The organism is Paenibacillus sp. GD4 (assembly GCF_030846225.1).
Lineage (GTDB): Bacteria > Bacillota > Bacilli > Paenibacillales > NBRC-103111 > Paenibacillus_G > Paenibacillus_G silviterrae.
Genome location: NZ_JAVCYK010000001.1, coordinates 1,346,850 through 1,367,450, shown reverse-complemented (window position 1 = coordinate 1,367,450; position 20,601 = coordinate 1,346,850). Strand labels below are relative to the sequence as shown.

19 protein-coding genes are annotated in these 20,601 nt (G+C 51.3%); 13 read left to right on the top strand and 6 right to left on the bottom strand.

Going from position 1 to position 20,601, the window contains the following annotated elements:
* Window positions 1-15 precede the first annotated feature (15 nt).
* From RAC89_RS06540 to glnA, 6 genes are all read left to right on the top strand, one after another.
* Window positions 16-708 (top strand): response regulator transcription factor, encoded by a 693-nt coding sequence (locus RAC89_RS06540; protein WP_306612543.1) that lies wholly within the window; start codon window positions 16-18, stop codon window positions 706-708.
* Window positions 709-2,250: a sensor histidine kinase gene (locus tag RAC89_RS06535; RefSeq protein ID WP_306612541.1), complete on the top strand. Its 1,542-nt coding sequence runs from the start codon at window positions 709-711 to the stop codon at window positions 2,248-2,250.
* A 44-nt stretch (window positions 2,251-2,294) separates the two neighbouring features.
* Window positions 2,295-3,251 carry a 4-hydroxy-3-methylbut-2-enyl diphosphate reductase gene (locus RAC89_RS06530; protein WP_306612540.1) on the top strand — a complete coding sequence of 319 codons (957 nt, stop codon included), beginning with the start codon at window positions 2,295-2,297 and terminating at the stop codon, window positions 3,249-3,251.
* Between the two features lie 37 nt (window positions 3,252-3,288).
* On the top strand, window positions 3,289-3,825 hold the full coding sequence (locus tag RAC89_RS06525) for a DUF2062 domain-containing protein (RefSeq protein WP_306612539.1): 537 nt from the start codon (window positions 3,289-3,291) through the stop codon (window positions 3,823-3,825).
* Between the two features lie 132 nt (window positions 3,826-3,957).
* Window positions 3,958-5,001, top strand: coding sequence for a 3-deoxy-7-phosphoheptulonate synthase (aroF, locus tag RAC89_RS06520; RefSeq protein ID WP_306612538.1), 1,044 nt, complete (start codon window positions 3,958-3,960; stop codon window positions 4,999-5,001).
* A gap of 253 nt (window positions 5,002-5,254) precedes the next feature.
* On the top strand, window positions 5,255-6,682 hold the full coding sequence (glnA, locus tag RAC89_RS06515; RefSeq protein ID WP_284641315.1) for a type I glutamate--ammonia ligase: 1,428 nt from the start codon (window positions 5,255-5,257) through the stop codon (window positions 6,680-6,682).
* A gap of 73 nt (window positions 6,683-6,755) precedes the next feature.
* On the opposite strand, the gene thpR is transcribed toward glnA, so the two are convergent.
* Entirely contained in the window at window positions 6,756-7,343 is a 588-nt protein-coding gene (thpR, locus tag RAC89_RS06510) for an RNA 2',3'-cyclic phosphodiesterase (RefSeq protein ID WP_306612537.1), read from the bottom strand.
* A gap of 124 nt (window positions 7,344-7,467) precedes the next feature.
* Between thpR and serC the strand changes: the two genes are divergently transcribed.
* On the top strand, window positions 7,468-8,556 hold the full coding sequence (gene serC, locus RAC89_RS06505) for a 3-phosphoserine/phosphohydroxythreonine transaminase (RefSeq protein ID WP_306612536.1): 1,089 nt from the start codon (window positions 7,468-7,470) through the stop codon (window positions 8,554-8,556).
* Window positions 8,557-8,665: 109 nt separating this feature from the next.
* Here the strand turns inward: serC and RAC89_RS06500 are convergent, their stop codons facing one another.
* A complete protein-coding gene (locus RAC89_RS06500; protein WP_284641312.1) occupies window positions 8,666-9,382 on the bottom strand; it encodes a response regulator transcription factor in 717 nt (238 codons plus the stop codon).
* A gap of 147 nt (window positions 9,383-9,529) precedes the next feature.
* Between RAC89_RS06500 and trmL the strand changes: the two genes are divergently transcribed.
* Together trmL and RAC89_RS06490 are read left to right on the top strand one after the other, a co-directional pair.
* Window positions 9,530-9,994: a tRNA (uridine(34)/cytosine(34)/5-carboxymethylaminomethyluridine(34)-2'-O)-methyltransferase TrmL gene (trmL, locus tag RAC89_RS06495; RefSeq protein ID WP_306612535.1), complete on the top strand. Its 465-nt coding sequence runs from the start codon at window positions 9,530-9,532 to the stop codon at window positions 9,992-9,994.
* Window positions 9,995-10,104: 110 nt separating this feature from the next.
* Complete coding sequence (locus tag RAC89_RS06490) at window positions 10,105-10,377, top strand: AbrB/MazE/SpoVT family DNA-binding domain-containing protein (protein ID WP_284644932.1); 273 nt, start codon at window positions 10,105-10,107, stop codon at window positions 10,375-10,377.
* Between the two features lie 291 nt (window positions 10,378-10,668).
* Here the strand turns inward: RAC89_RS06490 and RAC89_RS06485 are convergent, their stop codons facing one another.
* From RAC89_RS06485 to RAC89_RS06470, 4 genes are read right to left on the bottom strand one after another with little or no spacing between them, the layout of a single operon-like run.
* Window positions 10,669-11,742: a phosphodiester glycosidase family protein gene (locus RAC89_RS06485; protein WP_306616057.1), complete on the bottom strand. Its 1,074-nt coding sequence runs from the start codon at window positions 11,740-11,742 to the stop codon at window positions 10,669-10,671.
* A 17-nt stretch (window positions 11,743-11,759) separates the two neighbouring features.
* Window positions 11,760-12,191 (bottom strand): hypothetical protein, encoded by a 432-nt coding sequence (locus RAC89_RS06480; protein ID WP_306612534.1) that lies wholly within the window; start codon window positions 12,189-12,191, stop codon window positions 11,760-11,762.
* A complete protein-coding gene (locus RAC89_RS06475) occupies window positions 12,188-13,810 on the bottom strand; it encodes a response regulator (RefSeq protein ID WP_306612533.1) in 1,623 nt (540 codons plus the stop codon). Before RAC89_RS06475 ends, RAC89_RS06480 begins: the two co-directional genes overlap by 4 nt.
* Window positions 13,811-15,601 (bottom strand): sensor histidine kinase, encoded by a 1,791-nt coding sequence (locus RAC89_RS06470; protein ID WP_306612532.1) that lies wholly within the window; start codon window positions 15,599-15,601, stop codon window positions 13,811-13,813.
* Between the two features lie 183 nt (window positions 15,602-15,784).
* Between RAC89_RS06470 and RAC89_RS06465 the strand changes: the two genes are divergently transcribed.
* The 4 genes from RAC89_RS06465 to RAC89_RS06450 all read left to right on the top strand — a co-directional run bounded on the left by RAC89_RS06465 (window position 15,785) and on the right by RAC89_RS06450 (window position 20,593).
* Window positions 15,785-16,666, top strand: a complete 882-nt coding sequence (locus RAC89_RS06465) for a carbohydrate ABC transporter permease (RefSeq protein ID WP_306612531.1) — start codon at window positions 15,785-15,787, stop codon at window positions 16,664-16,666.
* Window positions 16,666-17,499, top strand: coding sequence for a carbohydrate ABC transporter permease (locus tag RAC89_RS06460; RefSeq protein ID WP_306612530.1), 834 nt, complete (start codon window positions 16,666-16,668; stop codon window positions 17,497-17,499). Before RAC89_RS06465 ends, RAC89_RS06460 begins: the two co-directional genes overlap by 1 nt.
* Window positions 17,500-17,738: 239 nt before the next feature.
* On the top strand, window positions 17,739-19,037 hold the full coding sequence (locus RAC89_RS06455) for an ABC transporter substrate-binding protein (protein ID WP_373430006.1): 1,299 nt from the start codon (window positions 17,739-17,741) through the stop codon (window positions 19,035-19,037).
* A gap of 257 nt (window positions 19,038-19,294) precedes the next feature.
* Window positions 19,295-20,593, top strand: a complete 1,299-nt coding sequence (locus RAC89_RS06450) for an MFS transporter (protein ID WP_306612528.1) — start codon at window positions 19,295-19,297, stop codon at window positions 20,591-20,593.
* The last annotated feature ends 8 nt before the right edge of the window (window positions 20,594-20,601 follow it).

Below are 20,601 nucleotides of genomic sequence, written 5' to 3'. Positions count from 1 at the left end.
GCAGGTGTTCAGCAGATGAGAGAAAAAATATTGGTCATTGACGATGATGAGAAAATCACTTCGATGCTCCGTCGCAGCTTGGCGTTCGAAGGGTACACGGTGCTGACGTCCAACCATGGGATGGACGGCTTAAAGCAAATTTTGGAGCATGAACCGGATGCTGTCATTCTCGACGTAATGATGCCCCAGCTGGATGGCTGGGAGGTGGTACGCCGCATTCGGGAAGGCGGGTTCGAGGTGCCTGTGCTGATGCTCACGGCCAAGGATGAGGTCGCCGACCGGGTGAAGGGACTCGATCTGGGCGCGGACGATTATTTGGTCAAGCCGTTTGCGCTTGAGGAGCTGCTGGCCCGGATTAGGGTTCTTCTGCGGCGCAAGGCAGCCGATAAGACGGATCAGGCCACAAACCGGCTGCAATTCCAAGAGCTGTTTATGGATCTTGACACGCGCGAGGTGTACCGTGGGGGTCAGCGGATTGATCTCACAACGAAGGAGTTCGAGCTGCTGCACCTGTTCATGCAGAATCCGAAGCGTGTACTTTCCCGGGACGTGATCATGGAGAAAATATGGGGCTATGATTACAGCGGAGAGTCCAACGTGCTTGAGGTATACATTGCCATGCTGAGGCAAAAAACGGAGGAGCATGGCGGCAAGCGAATGATTCAAACCGTCCGCGGCGCCGGCTATGTGCTGCGAGGTGAGGGCTAAATGTCAATTCGGCTTCGGCTTACGCTGTGGTATTCAACCATCCTCGGCGCAACGCTGCTGCTTTTCGGCGTTGGTCTTTATATTTTTCTTCATTATAGTTACTTCAGCAGTCTTGAGGAGGACCTTCAGTCGCAGGCCGCAAGCGTAGAGTCGCGGATTCAGCCGCGGCTTGCCGTTACGCTGAACGGTCTTAGTGTGGATCTTGTCCTGGAGGGGCGCGATTATTTGCGGAGCGGGAATACCTTCTTTCAAGTCGTGAATTTGGGCAACGGAAGAATCAGTAAATCCGCAAATTTGGAGATGTCGGATGTGGAGCTGCCCAAGCTGGATGAGAAAAGGGTGCAGCGGTTGGCGCAGAAGGTAAGTTATTTTGAGACCGTCAAGGTTGATGATATGCGATTTCTTGTTTACAGCTCCCCGCTTTTCGTAGCACCGGGCGGAGTACCGCAGCTGGCCGGGGTGATGCAGGCGGCGATTTTTTTGGAGCCGCATGAGCGATTTTTTATTATGATGCGGTGGATTCTTGCCGTGACGGCATTGGCTACCATTATCCTTGCCGGTACGGTAGGCTGGTTCCTCGCCCGCAAGGCGCTTCGCCCGATTGATCAGGTCATCGCGGCTGCGAACCAGATTGAGAACGGGACGGATCTGGAGAAGCGGATTGAATATCATGGTCCCGGAGACGAAATCGGGAGATTAACCAGTACGATTAACGGTATGCTGGGCCGGATTCAAGGGGCGTATACCGAGCTGGAGGAGGCTTACCGCACGCAAAGAAGATTCGTGTCCGACGCCTCCCACGAGCTACGAACGCCGCTCACAACGATTAGAGGCAATGTAGAGCTTCTGGAGAAAATGTGGAAGCAAGCCTCGCTGCAGGCACCGGCCGGTTCTCCGGAGGAGGATCCGAAGCTGGCGCTCTCCCTGGAGGCCATGCATGACATTGCCGGCGAGGCGGAGCGCATGTCGCGCCTTGTCGGGGATTTGCTGTCGCTTGCCCGTGCCGATGCCGGGGTACAGATGGCGAAGTCCGAGGTCGCCATGGACTCCCTGATGGAGGAGATTGCCCGCAAGGCGCAAATGCTTCCCCGCACCGTGGAATGGCAGGTAGGGGATTTGACGGCTGCGGAAGGGGTGCAGGTCTTCGGCAACGAGGACTATTTGAAGCAGCTTTTGTTTATTTTTATCGAAAATGCCTTTAAGTACACTGATGAGGGCTATGTTCGCCTTGATACTATGAAGTCAGCTACCCAGATCGGCATCCGGATCTCCGATACGGGCATCGGTATGGACAAAGAAGAGGTGCCCCACATCTTCGAGCGGTTTTACCGTGCTGACGTATCGCGCGGGAAGAAGGCCGGGACAGGCCTCGGTCTGTCGATCGCCAAATGGATCATTGATGAGCACCACGGCTCCATTGAGGTGAAAACTCGCAAAGGGGAAGGAAGCACCTTTGTCATCTGGCTCCCGGTTTCACAGGGATCCCGTATCCCGGGCACTGTGATAAACGTGAATTCCCTCTCTTCCGAGAATCGGGTATAATAGATCATATACAAAAATTCGACAGATGAGCAGGTGTCCTTACCATGGATGTAATTAAAATCTCGCCTCGAGGCTATTGCTACGGAGTTGTCGACGCTATGGCGCTGGCAATGCAAACGGCCAAAAATCTTGACCTGCCGAGGCCTGTATATATATTGGGAATGATTGTGCACAACGCGCATGTGACCGAATACTTCGAGAAGGAAGGGATCGTCACGCTGGATGGTCCGAACCGTCTGGATATTTTGGATCAGGTCGAAAAGGGCACGATTATTTTCACGGCGCACGGCGTTTCGCCGGAGGTACGCAAACGGGCTAGGGAGAAAGGCTTGACCGCGGTGGATGCCACGTGTCCGGATGTGACGAAGACGCATGATCTGATCAAGGAGAAAACGGCCGAGGGCTACCATGTCGTTTACATCGGGAAGAAGGGCCACCCGGAACCGGAAGGAGCGGTCGGAGTGGCTCCGGGCCGAGTACATTTGATCGAGAAGCTGGAGGAAATCGACTCTCTTCAGCTGGATGACAGCCGAATCATCATTACCAACCAAACGACGATGAGCCAATGGGATATTAAGCATATTATGAGCAAGCTGCTGGAGCGCTTCCCGAAAGCGGAAATTCACAACGAAATTTGTCTTGCCACACAGGTAAGACAGGAAGCGGTGGCAGAGCAGGCGAAGGATGCGGATCTCGTGCTGGTTGTGGGCGACCCGAGGAGCAACAATTCAAACCGTCTTGCACAGGTGTCTGAAGAAATTGCCGGGGTCAAGGCTTACCGTATTGCTGACCTGGGTGAGTTGAAGCGGGAATGGCTCGTGCCGGTAAGGCGAGTTGCCGTCACCTCGGGGGCTTCGACTCCGACACCGATCACGAAGGAGGTCATCAGCTACCTTGAGCAGTACCGGAATGATGATCCGAACACCTGGGAGCTTAAGCGGACAGTCAATATGAACCGGTTAATACCTGCCGCGAAGCAGAAGACGGCCGCGGAAGGATAATCATTCGAACTAGAGGCGAGGGAAGGGAGATAACAGAATGGCAATGAATACAGCTAAGAGCAGGAAATCCTTTCACTTGCGAAATGTTCCCCGTTGGTTTCGGCTGCAGTACCTTCAGCTGATCAGGGCGAAGGGAGGACCCGGCATGGTGGCTATGGGCTTCTCCATCGGTCTGGCAGTGGAGATGTTTACCCTTCCTACCGGAGGCGTTGCCTTCCTTCTGATCTTTCCGCTCGTCTACTTGCTTCGCGCAAGCATGGCCGCAGCGATGATCGGTTTTGTTATCGGGAAGCTGATCTATATTCCGATGACCTTTCTCATGCGTCAAATCGGCGTAGCGGTGCTGCCCAAAGGATTGCAGCATATGTTATACCACTGGCTGCCGGGCTGGCTGGATCATTTTGTGAAGCTGTATCTCGAATTGTTTGCCGGGGGTGTCATCGTAGGGCCCCTCCTTGGGTTATTGATGTTCTTTCCCGTGAGACAGCTGCTGCTGTGGGTCAGCAGACGCCGGGAGGAGAAAAGAAAGCTTCGGCGCGCTACGGTACATCTTGTTCCAGGCTCCAACGGATAAGAATAAAATAAAGAAGGTATTGACGAAGGGCTGACCTTCGTTGTATATTTACTTTAGCGATTAAAAGCTTAAAAGCGTATAAGCGTCGAAGCGTCTAAGTGCGAAAAACTTGTCCAATGGGAGTGGATGGTTATGATAGCGATCATCAATAATAAAACGTCGGAAGAGCGGATTCAAGAGATTGTAGCTCATATTGAGAAGCATGATGTAAAGGCTCATGTATCGCGCGGTGTGGACCGGACGGTCATCGGCATTATCGGGAAGGCGACTCCCGTGCTGGCGGAGCAGATACGTCAGCTGTCCGGTGTCGAGCAGGTGGTTAAGATTTCGAAGTCTTACAAGCTGGCGAGCCGTGACTTCCATCCCGATAACACCGTGATCAAGATTAAGGATGTGGAGATCGGCGGAGAGCAGCTCGTCATCATGGGCGGACCGTGTGCGGTGGAATCCCCGGAGCAAATTGATGAAATCGCGCGTCTGGTGAAAGCATCGGGAGCTCAAGTGCTTCGCGGGGGAGCCTTCAAGCCGAGAACTGGTCCTTACAGCTTCCAAGGAACAGGAGTGGAAGGCCTCGTGATGATGGCGGAAGCCGGCAAGAAGCATGGCTTGCTTACGATCACGGAGGTTATGACTCCGGAGTATGTGGATGTGTGCGCGGAATACGCCGATATATTGCAGGTAGGTACCCGCAACATGCAAAATTTCGACCTTCTCCGCAAGCTGGGTACGATCCAAACGCCGGTACTGCTGAAGCGGGGCTTCAGCGCAACCTACGATGAATTCTTAAATGCAGCGGAATACATCCTGGCAGGCGGAAATCCGAACGTTATGCTTTGTGAACGCGGAATCCGAACATTCGAAACCTACACACGTAACACGCTCGATTTATCAGCCATTCCTGTGCTGCAATCGCTCAGCCATCTGCCGGTAATCTCCGATCCGAGCCATGGAACCGGACGCCGGGAGCTGGTGGAACCGATGAGTAAGGCTTCGGTGGCGGCAGGAGCCAACGGATTGATTGTAGAGATGCACACCGATCCCGACAATTCGATGACCGGTGACGGGGTACAGTCGCTCTTCCCGGATCAGTTTGCCCGTCTGATGCAGGATCTGGAGAAGCTGGCTCCGCTCTGCGGGAAGCGTTTTGACACGAAAAAAGAGCCGATTTTGGCCTGATTCCCATATCATATTGTAGTAAAAAGGCTTGATTTCCCTGGGGTTACAGGGAGTCAAGCTTTTTGTTTGTACAAAATGTGAACAAACCATGGCTGTATGTCAGCATACCTAACACCTCGATAAAAAATACCTCACATAAGTATTGACGATTCTTGGCGGAACGTTTTATAATATGACCAAGATCAATAAAAAACTTGAACAATACACGAACAAACAAGCAAGAATGTTCGGAATTTAGGAGGTAAGCGAGACCATGTCAGTTCAAAACGTATTAAATATCATCAAAGAAAAAGGTATTGAGTGGGTTGATTTCCGTTTCGTTGATTTGAGCGGCAGAGCACATCACATTTCCCTTCCGGCGGTGGAAGTAGACGAAGCGGTACTTGGTGAGAACGGCGTAGCATTCGACGGTTCCTCTATCCCTGGCTTCAAAGGTATCGAAGAATCCGACATGGTCATGATTCCGGACACTGAATCCGTGTTTGTAGATCCTTTCACTGCGCATCCGACACTTGTAGTAATGTGTAACATCCACACTCCGGATGGACAGCGTTATGACCGTGACCCGCGCAGCATCGCTCAGAAGGCTGAAGAATATCTTCAAACGACTGGCATCGGTACGACAGCATTCTTCGCTCCTGAGTCCGAGTTCTTCATTTTCGACGAAGTTCGTTTCGAAACAAAGCAAAACACTTCTTCTTTCTTTGTAGATTCCGAAGAGGCTCACTGGAACTCGAACCGTAAGGAAGAAGGCGGCAACCTTGGCTTTAAAGTTGGGCACAAGGGTGGATATGTGCCTGTAGGTCCTACAGACACCCAACAAGATATCCGCAGCGAAATGTGTCGCTTGCTGATGGAATCCGGTCTTCGCATCGAGCGTCATCACCACGAAGTGGCGACTGCCGGTCAAGGCGAGATCAACTTCCGTTTCGATACACTGACTAAGACAGCCGACAACCTGATGAAATATAAGTACATCGTACAAAATACAGCAAGACAATACGGCAAGGTAGCAACCTTCATGCCGAAGCCGATCTTTGGCGACAACGGCAGCGGTATGCACGTTCACCAATCCATCTTCAACGGCGACACTCCTTTGTTCTATGAAAAAGGCGGATACGCTAACCTGAGTGAAATGGCATTGCACTACATCGGCGGCATCCTGTACCATGCACCGGCTCTGATCGCAATCACGAACCCGTCCACGAACTCCTTCAAGCGTCTGGTTCCTGGTTACGAAGCACCAGTTAACCTGGTTTTCTCCAAGGGTAACCGTTCTGCAGCAGTTCGTATCCCGGTTGCAGCAGTTACACCGAAGGGCTGCCGTATTGAGTTCCGTACTCCGGACTCCACTGCTAACCCTTACCTTGCTTTCGCAGCTATGCTTCTTGCGGGCCTCGACGGCATCAAGAAGAAAATCGATCCTCGCGCTCTGGGCTACGGTCCGCTCGACAAGAACATCTACGAGCTGTCCGATGCGGAGAAAGGCGAAATCCGCAGCGTTCCAGGCTCCTTGGATGAGGCGCTTAACGCTCTGGAAGCGGACTATGAGTTCTTGACTGAAGGCGGAGTATTCTCCAAAGACTTCATCGACAACTACATCGCTCTGCACCGTGATGCTGCTAAGGCGGTATCCATCCGGATTCATCCGCACGAGTACTCCCTGTACTTCGATCTGTAAGATTCGGCACTTATACGAATATCATATAAGCCTCTGCGGCAAGTGGGCCGCAGAGGCTTTTTGCTAGAAGACATTACTTTTGAAGGGCGGGCTGTCCCTGCAGAGGGAACGTATGCAGGACATGGTACATCGGCTTGCGCCCGAGATGGCTTTGATAAAGGACGATTTCATTGACTTCCCAGCTCCAGCTTCCCTTCGCGGGGAGGACGGCTTCTTGAGCCCACAGGCGCTGGAACGGTTCAGACCCCACGTATCGGCGGGCAAGCGTAATATGGGGTTTGTAGGGGCGTTCCTCCGGCGCAAAGCCATGTGCTGCTGCAAGCTGCTCTACGCGCCTGTGCATGTGCTTCAGCGCATCTGTGTCACCGTGGACACCGGCTTGCAGGACGCCGGGTGCAGAGGGCTTGCCGAAGGCGCCGAGCTCTCCAACCGACAGGTGAAAAGGGGACAGGCCGTTAGCAAGCGATGCCAGCTGCTCCTCCAGCTTCTCTTTCATTTTCACCGGGGTACCGCCTAGAAACTTCAGGGTAATATGAAGATCATCGGGATGAACCCATTTTTGAAACGAGAGGTTCGCCTGTAAATCCAGCATGTAGCCTTTAAGCGAGTCCTTCACTCGGGATGGGATCGGGACAGCAATAAACAGCCGTAACTCTGACAAGAATCGGCACGCTCCTTTCGAATGTTCGAACGTTTCCTGAATATTGTAACGGACTACTTGATGCGAAGCGACAAACTTTGCTATCATAGCCATATCCTATATGTAAAGCGAAGGTGTGAAATCAATGACGAAGCGCGCTTACAACTTTAACCCGGGTCCTGCGGCCCTTCCCCTCGAAGTGCTGCAGCAAGCTCAGCAAACATTCGTAGATTACAACGGCATCGGTATGTCGTTAATGGAAATTTCCCACCGAAGCAAAGAGTATGAAGCCTTGAATGCAGAAACGCAAGCGCTCCTGCTGGAGCTGCTCGGTCTGGAATCCGGCTATCAGGTATTGTTCCTCGGCGGTGGCGCAAGCATGCAGTTCTCCATGATTCCGCTCAACTTCTTGAAGCAGGGTAAGGTCGGCAGCTATGTGATTACGGGAAGCTTCTCGGAGAAAGCTTATCAGGACGGCAAGGTCGTAGGCGAAGCTGCCATCGCTGCTTCCAACAAGGAAGGAAACTGGAGAAGCCTGCCGAAGGCATCGGATATTCAGCTGGATCCGAATTCCGCTTACCTTCACATGACGACAAACAACACCATTGAAGGCTCGCAATTCACGGAAATTCCGGATACGGGAAATATCCCGCTGATCGGCGACATGACCAGCGGCATTCTGAGCCGTCCGATCGACGCGAAGAAATTCGGCATGATCTACGCGGGCGCACAGAAGAACCTGGGTCCTTCCGGAGTAACGGTTGCTGTAATTCGCGATGACTTGCTTCAAGAAGAGCCTAAGCATATACCGGTGATGCTGCGCTATACAACCCATGCGAAGAATCAGTCGCTTTATAACACACCTCCGGTGCATTCCATCTACATGGTGAACCTTGTGCTGAAATGGGTGAAGGAGCAAGGCGGCGTACAGGTAATGGAGAAGCGCAACATCGAGAAGAGCGGATTGATCTATGATGCGATCGATGCAAGCGGCGGTTTCTATCAAGGCAATATCGATAAGGACAGCCGTTCCATTATGAACGTGACGTTCCGCTTGCCAAGCGAAGAGCTGGAGAAGAAGTTCGTGAAGGAGTCCGAGCAGCACAACTTCGTAGGTTTGGCAGGTCACCGCAGCGTAGGCGGAATCCGGGCGTCGGCGTACAACGCCGTTCCTTACGAAGCTTGTAAGGCATTGGCGGATTTCATGGTCGATTTCCAGAAGCGTAACGGGTAAGAAGCGGATAACTCGCGGCGATGCAAATCGCTCGCGGGTTCTTTTTTTGCAAACAAAAAAATGAACCCCGGACACACCAAGTGAAGTGCGATGGAGGTTCATTTTATGGTTAGGCCAGTGACTCCTTCACAGCCGGTTCGGTAAGCTTGTAGCCGACATTGCGAATGGTCATGATATATTCGGGTGTACGTGCATTCGATTCGATCTTGTCGCGCAGGTGACTGATATGGACATCGACGATACGCGTATCTCCCAAGAAGTGATAATCCCAGACGCCATGAAGCAGCTGCTGGCGGCTCAGCACCTTGCCGCGATGCTTGCATAGGAAAAGCAGCAGGTCAAATTCCTTGGGCGTGAGCTCGATCGGCTCGCCACGGAGCGTTACCTCGCGCTGATCCGGCTGTATCACAATGTGGCCAATGTTGATCGGCGTATTCTCCGCTGCGGATGGCAGGGTTTGAATGCGGCGCAGAATGGCTTGAATCCGGGAGATCAGCTCCTGCGGACTGAACGGCTTGGTCATGTAATCGTCCGCCCCGTTATCGAGACCGGCGATTTTGTCGGACAGGTCCTGCATGGCGGTCAGCATGATGATTGGCACCAGATTGTTCTGGTTGCGCAGCTTGCGGCATACCTGGATTCCATCCATTTTAGGTAACATCAGATCAAGTACGATCAGGTCAGGACGGAACTGCTGAATGGCTTGGAAGACTGCCTCGCCGTCGTACACGCAATGGACCTCGAAGCCTACAAGCTTCAGGTTAAACTCTATTAACATGGAAATCGAAGGCTCATCGTCGACGACCAAAATTTTTTTCTTCAACATGCCCCGCATACTCCTTTACATTAAGCCTTATGTTCTTATTATGCCAGCCTACTATCATGAGCATATTAAGAAAACGTAAAACGAGTGTAAAATTAGGTCGCGAAATGTAGTATAATGAGTAACGGCAAGCGAGGTGACAAGAAAATCATGGCATTTCATATTGTATTGGTGGAGCCCGAGATCCCTGCGAATACAGGCAATATTTCCCGAACCTGCGCGGCGACGGGCACTTGGCTGCACCTGGTTAGGCCACTCGGCTTTGACACCGATGACCGCACGCTGAAGCGGGCGGGGCTCGACTACTGGCACTCGGTCAAGCTGGAATACCACGACTCCTTCCAAGAGGTCAAGGAGAAGTATAAGGACGGGCGCTTTTTCTTCGCTACGACGAAGGCGAAGAAGCTCTATACGGATATTGCCTTCCAGGATGGAGATTTCCTCGTATTCGGGAAAGAGACCAAGGGACTTTCGGACGATATTCTGCAGGCTCATCCGGAGCAGCTCATGCGGATGCCGATGTCAGATGCGGTAAGATCGCTCAATCTGTCGAATTCGGCAGCCATTATCCTCTATGAGGGACTGCGCCAAACCGGGTTTGCCGGCCTATCGTAACCGAAAAATAGGAAAAAACTAGCGGCTCTGGGAAGGAATTTTCACACAAACATCGAATATGAATAGAGGTGTTCCGATTTTTTTTGTGTGAAAAGAGAGGTGAATTAATGATGAAGCCGGCAGGAGTCGTAAGGAAAGTCGATCAGCTGGGGAGAATTGTTCTGCCGAAATCGCTCCGTAAACGGTATCAGATGAATGAAGGTGACCCTGTAGAAATTCTCGTCAGCGGAGATCACATCATCCTCGAGCGTTACCGTCCGCGCTGTGTATTCTGCAGCTCTATGGAGCAAGTTAGCGAGTTCAAGGAAAGACATATTTGTGCCGAATGTCTCGGTGAGATGAAAGGCATTAAGGGCGAACGGAACGAAGTGCTCGGAGAATAAGAAAAGCTTCTATCGAAGCCCATTCGAGGAAGTACATAAAGAAAAGCATCACACCCTTGTTAAACAGCAAGGACGTGATGCTTTTTTTCTGTGTGTATTTTGAGAACGCAAATGCTATTACAGACCCTTTGTTTTGTCATCGTTATATGCAGCGGTAAGAATAGCAACGATAAACATCGCAATCGTCACCATAAAAATCCAGAATGTTGCCGACATGAGAAAGCACCTCCTGCCCTATATTATAACCAACCCATAAGGAAAAGAAAATTATATTTGTGTGAACATTTGGCATCATTTGAAAAATAAAAAGTGCGTCGGCATCAGCCGTAAGCGTCCGTCGGACGGGCGATTGATGACTTGGCCGTCATAGACGAGCGAGGAGGAACCTCCTCCGTCAAGATTATAAGCATCCTTCACCCCGAGCCCGATCAGCTTATCCTGCAGCTCGGCCAGAGTAGCGCCGGAATTGCCCTTCTCGTCATAGCCGTCCGTCACAAGAAAGATCAATTGGTCATTCTTGAAGTTGCCGACGACCGTTCTTGGGGCCCTCGCGGGGGAGGTTTGCCATTGCGCCGGGATCGGCTGCTTCTTGCCGCCGAGGAGCAGTGTCGGAACGAAGGTGGAGCCGAAGGCCGGCTTCAGCTTGTCCAAATCCGCCTGCCGCGTAAACTTGCCGCCGATCAGCTTGCGGTCGGTGCTCATGCCGATGAAGGTCAAGTCATCCGTGCTGGGGAAGAAGCCGTACACATATTTGCCGTTCAAGACGGTTGTGCTCAGCGGATATCGTTTACCGGTTTTGCTGTCGTCGGCAAATCCGCCGGCATTCACACCCGCAACGGCGCTGTAACGTCTGGCCGCATCCAATGTCGTTTCGCTGCCTCCGACTTGATCCTTCCCAAGCACCATGCGCATCGCTTTATCCGTTTTGAGATCCACCTTTAAGGCGTAGCCCCGATACCGGGGATCATCGAACGTATAAAGCTTCAGATCGATATTGGCGGAGGAGGTCGAGCGGGTGACCTTGCCGCCCAGCTTGGAGGCAATGTGATTGTCGAATATAAACAGAGGACGTTTCATCGCGGCATCGGCTGAGGTGACCATCCCGGCTACCTCGGAGGCGCTTTTCTCGTAGATTTGATAATATTTTTCAATCGTGCTTCGGGTCACCGTGGCATCTGCCTTCATCTGATCCAGCTTCTGTGAGGTTGTAGTAAAATCGTTCTCCATCGTAAAGGGAACGGAAGCAGGCTTCGCCAGCTCTGGGAGCTGTACGCTGAAGGTTGAGATCAGCAAGTACAGCATGGCGCCAAGAAAAGGTGCGACGGCTAAGAGGAAGGTACGGTTCATCTGTTGAATGGGATTCATCATGGCAGCGTCACCCTCTATTGCAGAGCATCCAGGTTCTTCTTCAGCTCGTCCAGCTTCTTCTTCACGTCGGCAAGCTGAGTATAGAGCTGGTTGCTGTTGTCCGTCTTGGAGTTGGCGCTATCCTTCGTGAAGGCCAACAGCTCATTGATCGAGTCGATCTTGCTCTGCATGTTCGCCATGTCCGAGGTGATACTGTCCTTGAGCGCACTGATTTGCTTCTCATAATCTGCGTGAGCCGCCGCAAGCTGTGCTTCCGTTTGAATGGCAAGCTCCTTGGCCAGCTGCTCCTTCAGATGGTCGGTATACAGCTTGGCCCCCAAAACACCTAAGGCGATAAGCAAGGTCCAAGCCATGAACAGAAACATATAGGTTCTCGGTTTTACATTTTTCGGCTTTGCAGCGCGCGCGACGGCCTGGGGAGCTCCCGGCTCGAGCGGAGTATTCATGGTTGCTTCACCTTCCTGAATTCATTCGGAGAGAGACCAACCATTTTCTTGAACACCTTGCTAAAATATTTCTCGTCCTCATATCCGACCATCGCCGCAACTTGCGAGATGCGAAGGTTCGGGTTCAGCAGCAGCAGCTTCGCCTTATCGATCCGAATGCTGCTGATATAATCAGACAAATTGATTTGAAATTCTTGTTTGAACTTACGGGAAATATATTCACGGCTCAAGTAAAAATGGTTTGCAATCTCTTGCAGGGTAATATCCTGATGATAATGGTTTTGAATGTACTTTGCAATGTCGAAGATGACGTTGCTTTCCCGGTGCTGAAAGGACAAAAACCGCTTGGACAAGTCGATTAAACTATCGCTTAGCTCCTTCCCCCATAATTCAATCGACAGCATTCCTTCCGAATCCAGGGGGAGGAAGAAGGCGGCTGCAGTGTCTGCCGACGGCAGCGGAGGCGGCTGCTCCCCGAACAGCTCGGACAGCCAGCGGCTGCGCATGACGTTGTATTCGTACCACCACAGCTCCAGCTGGTCGATGGTGATGACCTTCAGCTCCCGTACCGCCTGAAGCCATACATCGAGCGACCTGTGGATCTGATCCTCGCTGCCGCTCCGCACGGCAAGATACACCCCCTCGCTGTAATCCGTAAAGGATAGCAGCTTGCCGGGTGAAGGCGATGCCGGATCGAAGACGTGAACCTCCTTCTGGCCGGACAAGAGGTTGCGCGTGCGAAGGGCTTTCCGGGCTTCCATGTAAGCCTGGGTCATGCCGCTGGGGAAACGTGCGGTCATGCTGACACCGATATCCAAAGTGCTGTAGTAAACGTCGTTGATCGCACTTTGGATTCGGGACAGCAACGATTCAGCCCCGGCCAGCCCGGAGAACAACAGCACGGCGATTTCGTCCTCGCTGTTCCAGTAGCGGTAGGCAACGCCGCGGCGTTCGCCGCCCTCTATCAATAGTTCGTTGGCAATGTTAGTTAGGGAAAAGAACAGCAGATCCTTATTTGCCGCGAATTTCTCCTTCAATCCCTTGGTCATTGTATCGAGACTGATGATCCCTAAACGGCATGTCGTAACGGCCGGACTCAGACCGAATTCCTTCGTTAAAGCCTCAGCATGGGATTCATAGCCGGTAGGCTCTGCGATCAGATTGGATAATATTTTTTCCCAATAAACCGGTTTGAACTGATTTCTCTCAATGTTACGTTCGGTTTGGCGGAGCCTCTCGGCCTCCTCCTGCTGCCACTGCGTTACGGCTTTACTCACGGCGCTCAGCAGCTGATCGGCATCGATAGGCTTTAAGATGTAGTCGACGCTGCCGGCCTTAATCGTATGCCGCAGCAGCTCGAAGTCATCGTGCCCGCTGATCACGATCGTTTTGCCGTGGGGATAGTGCTCCTGAAGCCAGTCCAGCAGCTCTACCCCGCTTTTCTGCGGCATCATCATATCGGTGAAAATAAGCTGCGGCCGCTCCCTGACAATCATACGTGAGGCCTCCAGCCCGTCCTGGGCCTCAAACACCTCTTCGATCCCGTATTGTTCCCATGGGACGAGCAGCTTGATTGCTTCCCGTACATGCTTCTCGTCATCTATGATGATGGCTCTCATTTATTTCCCCTCCTCAGTCGGACGCACCGGCAGCCACAGCTCAACGCGCAGCCCGGACGGCTCTTTCCTCGTCAGCCGCATTTCCGCTTCCTTGGTGTAATAAAGCTGCAAGCGCAGGAGAACATTCATCAAACCGATGCTTTCTCCTTGCTCGGATTCTCTAGGATGAAGCAAGCGTGTCTGCAGCTCGGCGGCTTCTTCCTCGTTCATTCCTTTGCCGTTATCTTCAATGATAAGCCTAAGTCCGGTTGAGTCTTCGCTCCACTGGGCTGCGATAAAAATTCGTCCCATGCCCAGGCTCGGATCGAACCCGTGCTTGAAGTAATTCTCCACAATAGGTTGCAAAATCATCTTAGGAACCGTTACGGACACGGTAGAAGGATCAATCTCGTAGGTAACATCCAGCTCATTCTCAAAGCGCTGCGTTTGCAGCTGCAAATAAGACTTTACATGCTGAAGCTCGCTGCTCAAGGGCACCATCGTTTCATTCGTATTCATGCTGTAACGCATCATTTTGGCGAGCGAAGAGAGCAGGGAATAAATCTTCGGCGCATTGTGCTGCAGGGCCAGGGTTCCAATGGATTGCAAAGAGTTATATAGGAAGTGAGGATTGATCTGGGCCTGCAGCGCTTTAAGCTGATTCGTCTTATTGGCTATCTCCAGACGATACTCCTCGGTTATTAGATTATTGATGGTTTGCATCATAAGCCGAAACCGGTTCGCGAGAATGCCCAGCTCGTCTTGACTTTTGACATGAATATCGACGTTCATATTACCGGTCTGAATTTGGCTGATATATCGGATTAAGTCCCGAATGGGCGCCGTAAAACGAAACGAGATGACCAGGGTTGCAATAATAACGACAACAAGGAAAAACAGCAGGATTAGCGAATTGAGCTGCGTCAGCTTCCTGGCATTCCGGTATAACACCTCATCCGGAACCCGTTTGACCAGAGTCCATTTCATATACGGCGTTTCCATCCGTTCATAAATATGAATGCCTTTGAAGTGATCCTTACTCCATTCGAAGCTGCCCTTCGCCTCTTCCAGCCCGGTAAGATGTGCAACCCATTCCTCTTGCAGCACCTTTCCGGAGAGCTCAGGATCAGGACCGTAAATCACGGTACCTTTTTCATCCAGTATGAAAAGCTCCTCCTCACCCTTGCTGTACAGCTGCTCGCAAATCGTCTTCAGGCGCTCCAAATTCACATCGATAGACAATGTCCCCAGCGTTTGCATTGTCAACGCATTCACCAGAGCGCGATGGAAGGTAACGACGGCCGTGCCGGGAGGAACATACAGACCCTTAACGCCATAGCCATGACTTGCATGGGTTGGCTCGAGGATGACCTCCGCATTCCCGAGCGGAGCCACAATCTTCGGCTCAGGGCCCTCATTCCGCAGAAGGATCCCTTGGACATGAAGATAAGCCTTGTTCGTGCTGGCCACATACAGGTACACCTGGTGAATTTCGCGCAGCGTGCCGGCGATTCGCTGCAGCCCTCGGGTGACCTCCGCCGTGCTCAGATAGTCCCAGCCTAAGCGGTTCTCGATCGCTCTATACAACTCTTCGTCGGTATATGGAAACAAAGAGGTTTGCTGCAGGATATTAAAATAATTAATAATGTTGGTCTTTCCCTGAAATATTAAGTTCGAATTTTGCCGGATGGTTTCCGCCGTAATGTTCTGTTTGGTGAAGAAATACGTAATCCAGATCGAGGTGGCGATCGGCAAAATGGTAGCGACTAACAGGAAGAGAATCAGTTTGTTTCGAATGCTGTTTTTTACCATAACGGCAGCTCCTCGATCGACGGGAATAGGCTCAGCGCCATTATTGTATCAGTATAGGTCAATAAATTCCACCTCTTTCGTCACCTGAGTCAGTGTGTCAAAGAGACAGCGGATTTTATACTAGGTGTATACTTTTAAAGCAATTTGCCAAAATAAGAAAAGTTTCATAAAGGGGGAAACGTCATGGGATCAAAACGCTCTAGCGAAGGGCTGCAATGGCTGGTGTTTCTTGGACCGGCTGTCGTGTTCTTCTTTATCATTATTGTTATCCCGTTTGTCATGAGCTTATATTACTCCTTCACGGAGTGGAATGGCGTAACTTCGAACGTCAAGTGGGTAGGTTTCGATAATTTCAAACGCATTCTGGTCGACGATCAAGATTTCCACCGTTCCTTCTGGTTTACCACGCGGTTTACCATAGCAAAGGTATTGCTGGCTAATCTGGTAGGCTTCGGCTTGGCTTTATTGCTGTCTCAAGCGCTTAAATCCAGAAATGTGCTGCGTACCGTATTTTTTATGCCGAACGTCATCGGCGGCTTGCTGCTGGGCTTCATTTGGCAGTTTATTTTCGTCAAGGGCTTTGCGACGCTTGGCGAGTTGACGGATCTTGCGTTCTTTAAGCTCCCTTGGCTCGGAGATGCTCCTACAGCCTTTTGGGGTCTTGTCATCGTAAGCGTATGGCAAACAGCCGGTTACCTGATGGTAATTTATATCGCTGCTCTGGCGAACGTACCCAAAGAGCTGCTTGAGGCCGCTTATATTGACGGAGCGACTCGCTGGGAGACACTTCGCAAGATTACCATTCCGATGATCATGCCGGCGGTTACGGTATGTTTGTTCCTTGCCATTTCCTGGGCATTCAAAATGTACGACTTGAACGTATCTTTGACCAAAGGCGGTCCGTTCAACTCCACGGAATCCGTAGCGCTGAACATTTATGAAGAAGCGTTCCGCAATAACCGGTACGGCTTAGGTACAGCGAAGGCCGTGATCTTCTTCATCGTCGTTGCCCTAATCACAATGGTTCAGGTGACATTGACGAAGCGTAAGGAGGTGGAGGTGTAATGAACAAGAGTTCTTACGGCGGCAAGCTGCTCTTTCTTGAAATCATCGGGATTATCATCGGCATTTTGTTCCTGGTCCCGTTCTATTTTGTCATTGTGAACTCCATGAAAACCTTCTCGGAGCTGCTGATCAACTCCGCCAATTTGCCGAGCTCCTTATACTTCGGCAACTATATGAAGGTATGGACGATCATGAAGTTTCCCAAGGTGTTCACCAACTCCTTGCTCATTACAGTGTTCAGTAACCTCGGATTGGTTCTGATCAGCTCGATGGCAGCGTATCGTTTGGTTCGTCGTCCGACGAAGCTCAATAACACCATCTTCATGCTGTTCGTTGCTGCGATGGTCATTCCGTTCCAATCCATCATGATTCCGCTCGTTCGGGTAGCCAGTGAAGTGGGGCTCATGGACAGCCGCATCGGCTTGATGATTTGTTACTTTGGCTTCGGGGTTTCCCTGAACGTGTTCTTGTACCATGGCTTTATCAAATCGATTCCGCTTGAAATAGAAGAATCAGCAAGGGTAGACGGCTCGTCCCCATACGGTGTATTCTGGAGAATCGTATTCCCGCTGCTGAAGCCGATGACGGTTACGATCATCATTCTGAACAGCTTATGGATTTGGAACGACTTCCTGCTTCCGTCCCTTGTGCTGAGCAACCCGGATTTGCGGACGATTCCGCTCGCAACGTTCTCCTTCTTCGGTCAATATACGAAGCAGTGGGATCTGGCGCTGGCCGCCTTGGTCCTCGGGGTGCTGCCGATCATCATCTTCTTCTTGGCTATGCAGAAATATATTATTGAAGGAATTACAGCCGGTTCCGTTAAAGGCTAGGTTTTCAAATCGGAAAAATTGGAAAAACAATATTCTCCACCTTTTCGTTCAATATTCTCGGTGTTCGGAAGGGTGGAGCTCAAGCTACAATGTCATCACAAGGGAAATCAAAGCGTTTTCAAAAAAACAAGCGATTGCAAGAAAAAGAGGTCGGCCTCGGTCGATCGATTTTCTTTCAATAAATGTTAGGTAAATAACACATACTAAGTGAAAAGATTAGGGGAGGTACCACAATGAAGATGAAGAAAGTGGTTAGCCTTAGCTTGGCATCCGTCATGGCTCTGACCTTGGCGGCAGGCTGCGCAAAGAAAGAAGAGACTCCGAATGCAGGCGGCGCAGCAGGTGGTGCAGCAGGCGGGAAAAACGTAACGCTGAAAATGTTTCAGTTTAAAGTAGAAATTGCCGAACCGCTTGCCAAGCTGGTAGCGGAATATGAGAAGCAGAATCCGGGCGTGAAGATCCAAATCGAAACGGTCGGCGGCGGCTCCGATTACGGTGCGGCTCTGATGGCGAAGTTTAACTCCGGCGATAAGCCTGATATTTTCAATAACGGCGGCTTCGCCGATATGGAAAAATGGCTCGAGCACCTCGAGGATCTTTCCGATCAGCCATGGGTGAAGGATCTTGTCCCTGTTGCGAAAGAGCCAATGACGAAAAACGGCAAGCTGTACGGCCAGCCGCTGAACCTGGAAGGCTACGGCTTCCTGTATAACAAGGATCTGTTCGCCCAAGCAGGCATTACCGAAACGCCTAAGACGTACTCCCAGCTGGAGGATGCGGCGAAGAAGCTGCAGGCGAAGGGCATTACGCCATTCGTTAACGGCTACGGCGAGTGGTGGGTACTCGGGAACCACTTCGTGAATCTTCCTTTCGCGTATCAGCCGGATCCGAATGCATTCATCGACGGCCTGAACAAGGGCACTGCCAAAATTCCGGGCAATGCGGCATTCGACAACTGGGTGAAGCTGCTTGACCTTCAGCTTACTTACGGCAATAAGAACCCGCTGCAAACGGACTACAAAACGCAGGTTACCGAGTTTGCAACCGGAAAAGCGGCTATGACGCAGCAAGGGAACTGGACGCAGCTTCAGCTGACCGAAACGAATAAAAACCTGAAGGTGGGCTTCCTGCCTATGCCGATCAGCGATGATGCGGCGGCGAATGACAAACTGCCTGTTGGCGTACCGAACAACTGGGTAATCAACAAGAACTCCCCTAACAAGGAAGAAGCCAAGAAGTTCTTGAACTGGCTTGTTACTTCCGACACAGGGAAAAAATACATTGTCGAGCAATTCAAATTTATCCCTGCATTCACAACCATCCCTGCTGACCCTGCGATCCTCGGACCGTTGGCCGGCGATATCGTAACCTATTCCAAGGCTAACAAAACACTTAGCTGGAACTGGTTTAAATTCCCTGGCGGCGAAGCTTCCTCCAAGAAGTTCGCGGCTTCGATCCAAGCTTACATCGCGAAGCAGAAGACGAAGGACCAAATGCTGACGGAGTTCCAGTCAACCTGGGATAGCCTGAAGAAGTAATAACAGCGATTGAAGCCCCGGCCTAACGGTCAGGGCTTTTTTTTTTGCATGTAAAGCGAGTGTAAAGCGCAAGGATGACGAACAGAAGAGCATAGTGCGGGCAGTGTGCGCTGAAGGTGGAAATATGGCGTTATATGCCTGTATAAGAGCGATTATGGCATTTAACACGCCTACCTGCAGGCTGTTACAATGGTCAAAAGAGCAAGGCAGCCTTCATGAGCCTGAAACAGGCAGGCTGCCCTACAGGGGCTGACGAGATGGCATTACCGTTGATAAGCTGGCTGGAGTCGAGAAGATCAGGGATTCCGCCGGAGAAGCGTTTGTCGAAGGATGCCGTCACGGCATTATTTATTCATTTCTGCTTTCAGTTCGGAGCCTCGATGTCGGGCGTGTTCCTGATGCTGTATTTGTGGCGGCTCACTCACAGCTTGTGGATTAACGGCATGTATAACATCGTCAACTATGCCATCGCTCCACTCGCTTTTGCCATCGGAGGCTACATTATTAAACGCAGGGACCGGATGGTGACCTATCGGATCGGCATCGGACTGATTGCCTTGTTCTATTTATGCGTCATTATGGCGGGAGAGCGTGTAGTCGATTACTATGTCATTTTTGCGATATTCGGGGGATTATCAGGTTCGTTCTATTGGGCCGGGTATTTAACTCTCATGTATGACGTATCTACGGACCAGAACCGCATTCGCTTTCTGGCGATCAACAGTATTGTGTTCACTTTGGCCGGTTTGATCGGACCTGCACTTGCCGGATTTCTGATTAAAGTGAATGAGGGGCTGACAGGATATACGATCGTGTTTTCCATCTCCTTTATGATGTTCCTCGCAGCGGCGCTGGGGAGTCTTAAGATTCAGTCGAAGAAATCGCATCACAAGGCCTACTACTTGAAGTATGTAGGGCTGTTGATGCGTCGTGAGCCGGATTGGCTGAAGGCTTTGTTCGCTTTTGCCGTAATGGGGCTGTTCCAAGGGTTGATGCTTTTCCTCCCAAGTATTCTGCTGTTTGAGATTGTGGGCCGTGAGGATTTGGTAGGCTATTTGGGTGTGCTGTATGCGAGCTTGGGGATCGGGACGGGCCTTTTCATCTCTAGGTACGGTTCAGAGAGCTTGGCGAAGCGGTTTGTGCTGGTGTCCACAATCGGGTTTTTACTGGGTACGCTGTTTATTATTTGGAAAATGAGCCTCTTCACGGTGATTGCTTTCATGGTGCTATATTCGGTTTGCGCTCCGCTTCAGGGCAACACGGTGACTTCCTATTATTACCGGCTCATGGGAGGGCTACCGTTGAAGGGTCAGCTTCGGGTGGAATCGGTCGTTATGAGGGAAGTATTCCTCAATACCGGAAGAGTGGTTTCCATCGTTCTCATGCTGCTGGTAACGGGCTACCTGGGCAATGAGACGCTTCCCTGGGTTCTATCGGCAACTTCGCTTCTGCAGGTCGGGCTGGTATGGCTGCTAAGCCGAAACGCTGATACTGAGGATGCTCCGGCAGGGGTTCAGGAGCGGGAGTCGACGCACGGGAAGAGCACGACTGTGTAATTTTGCTA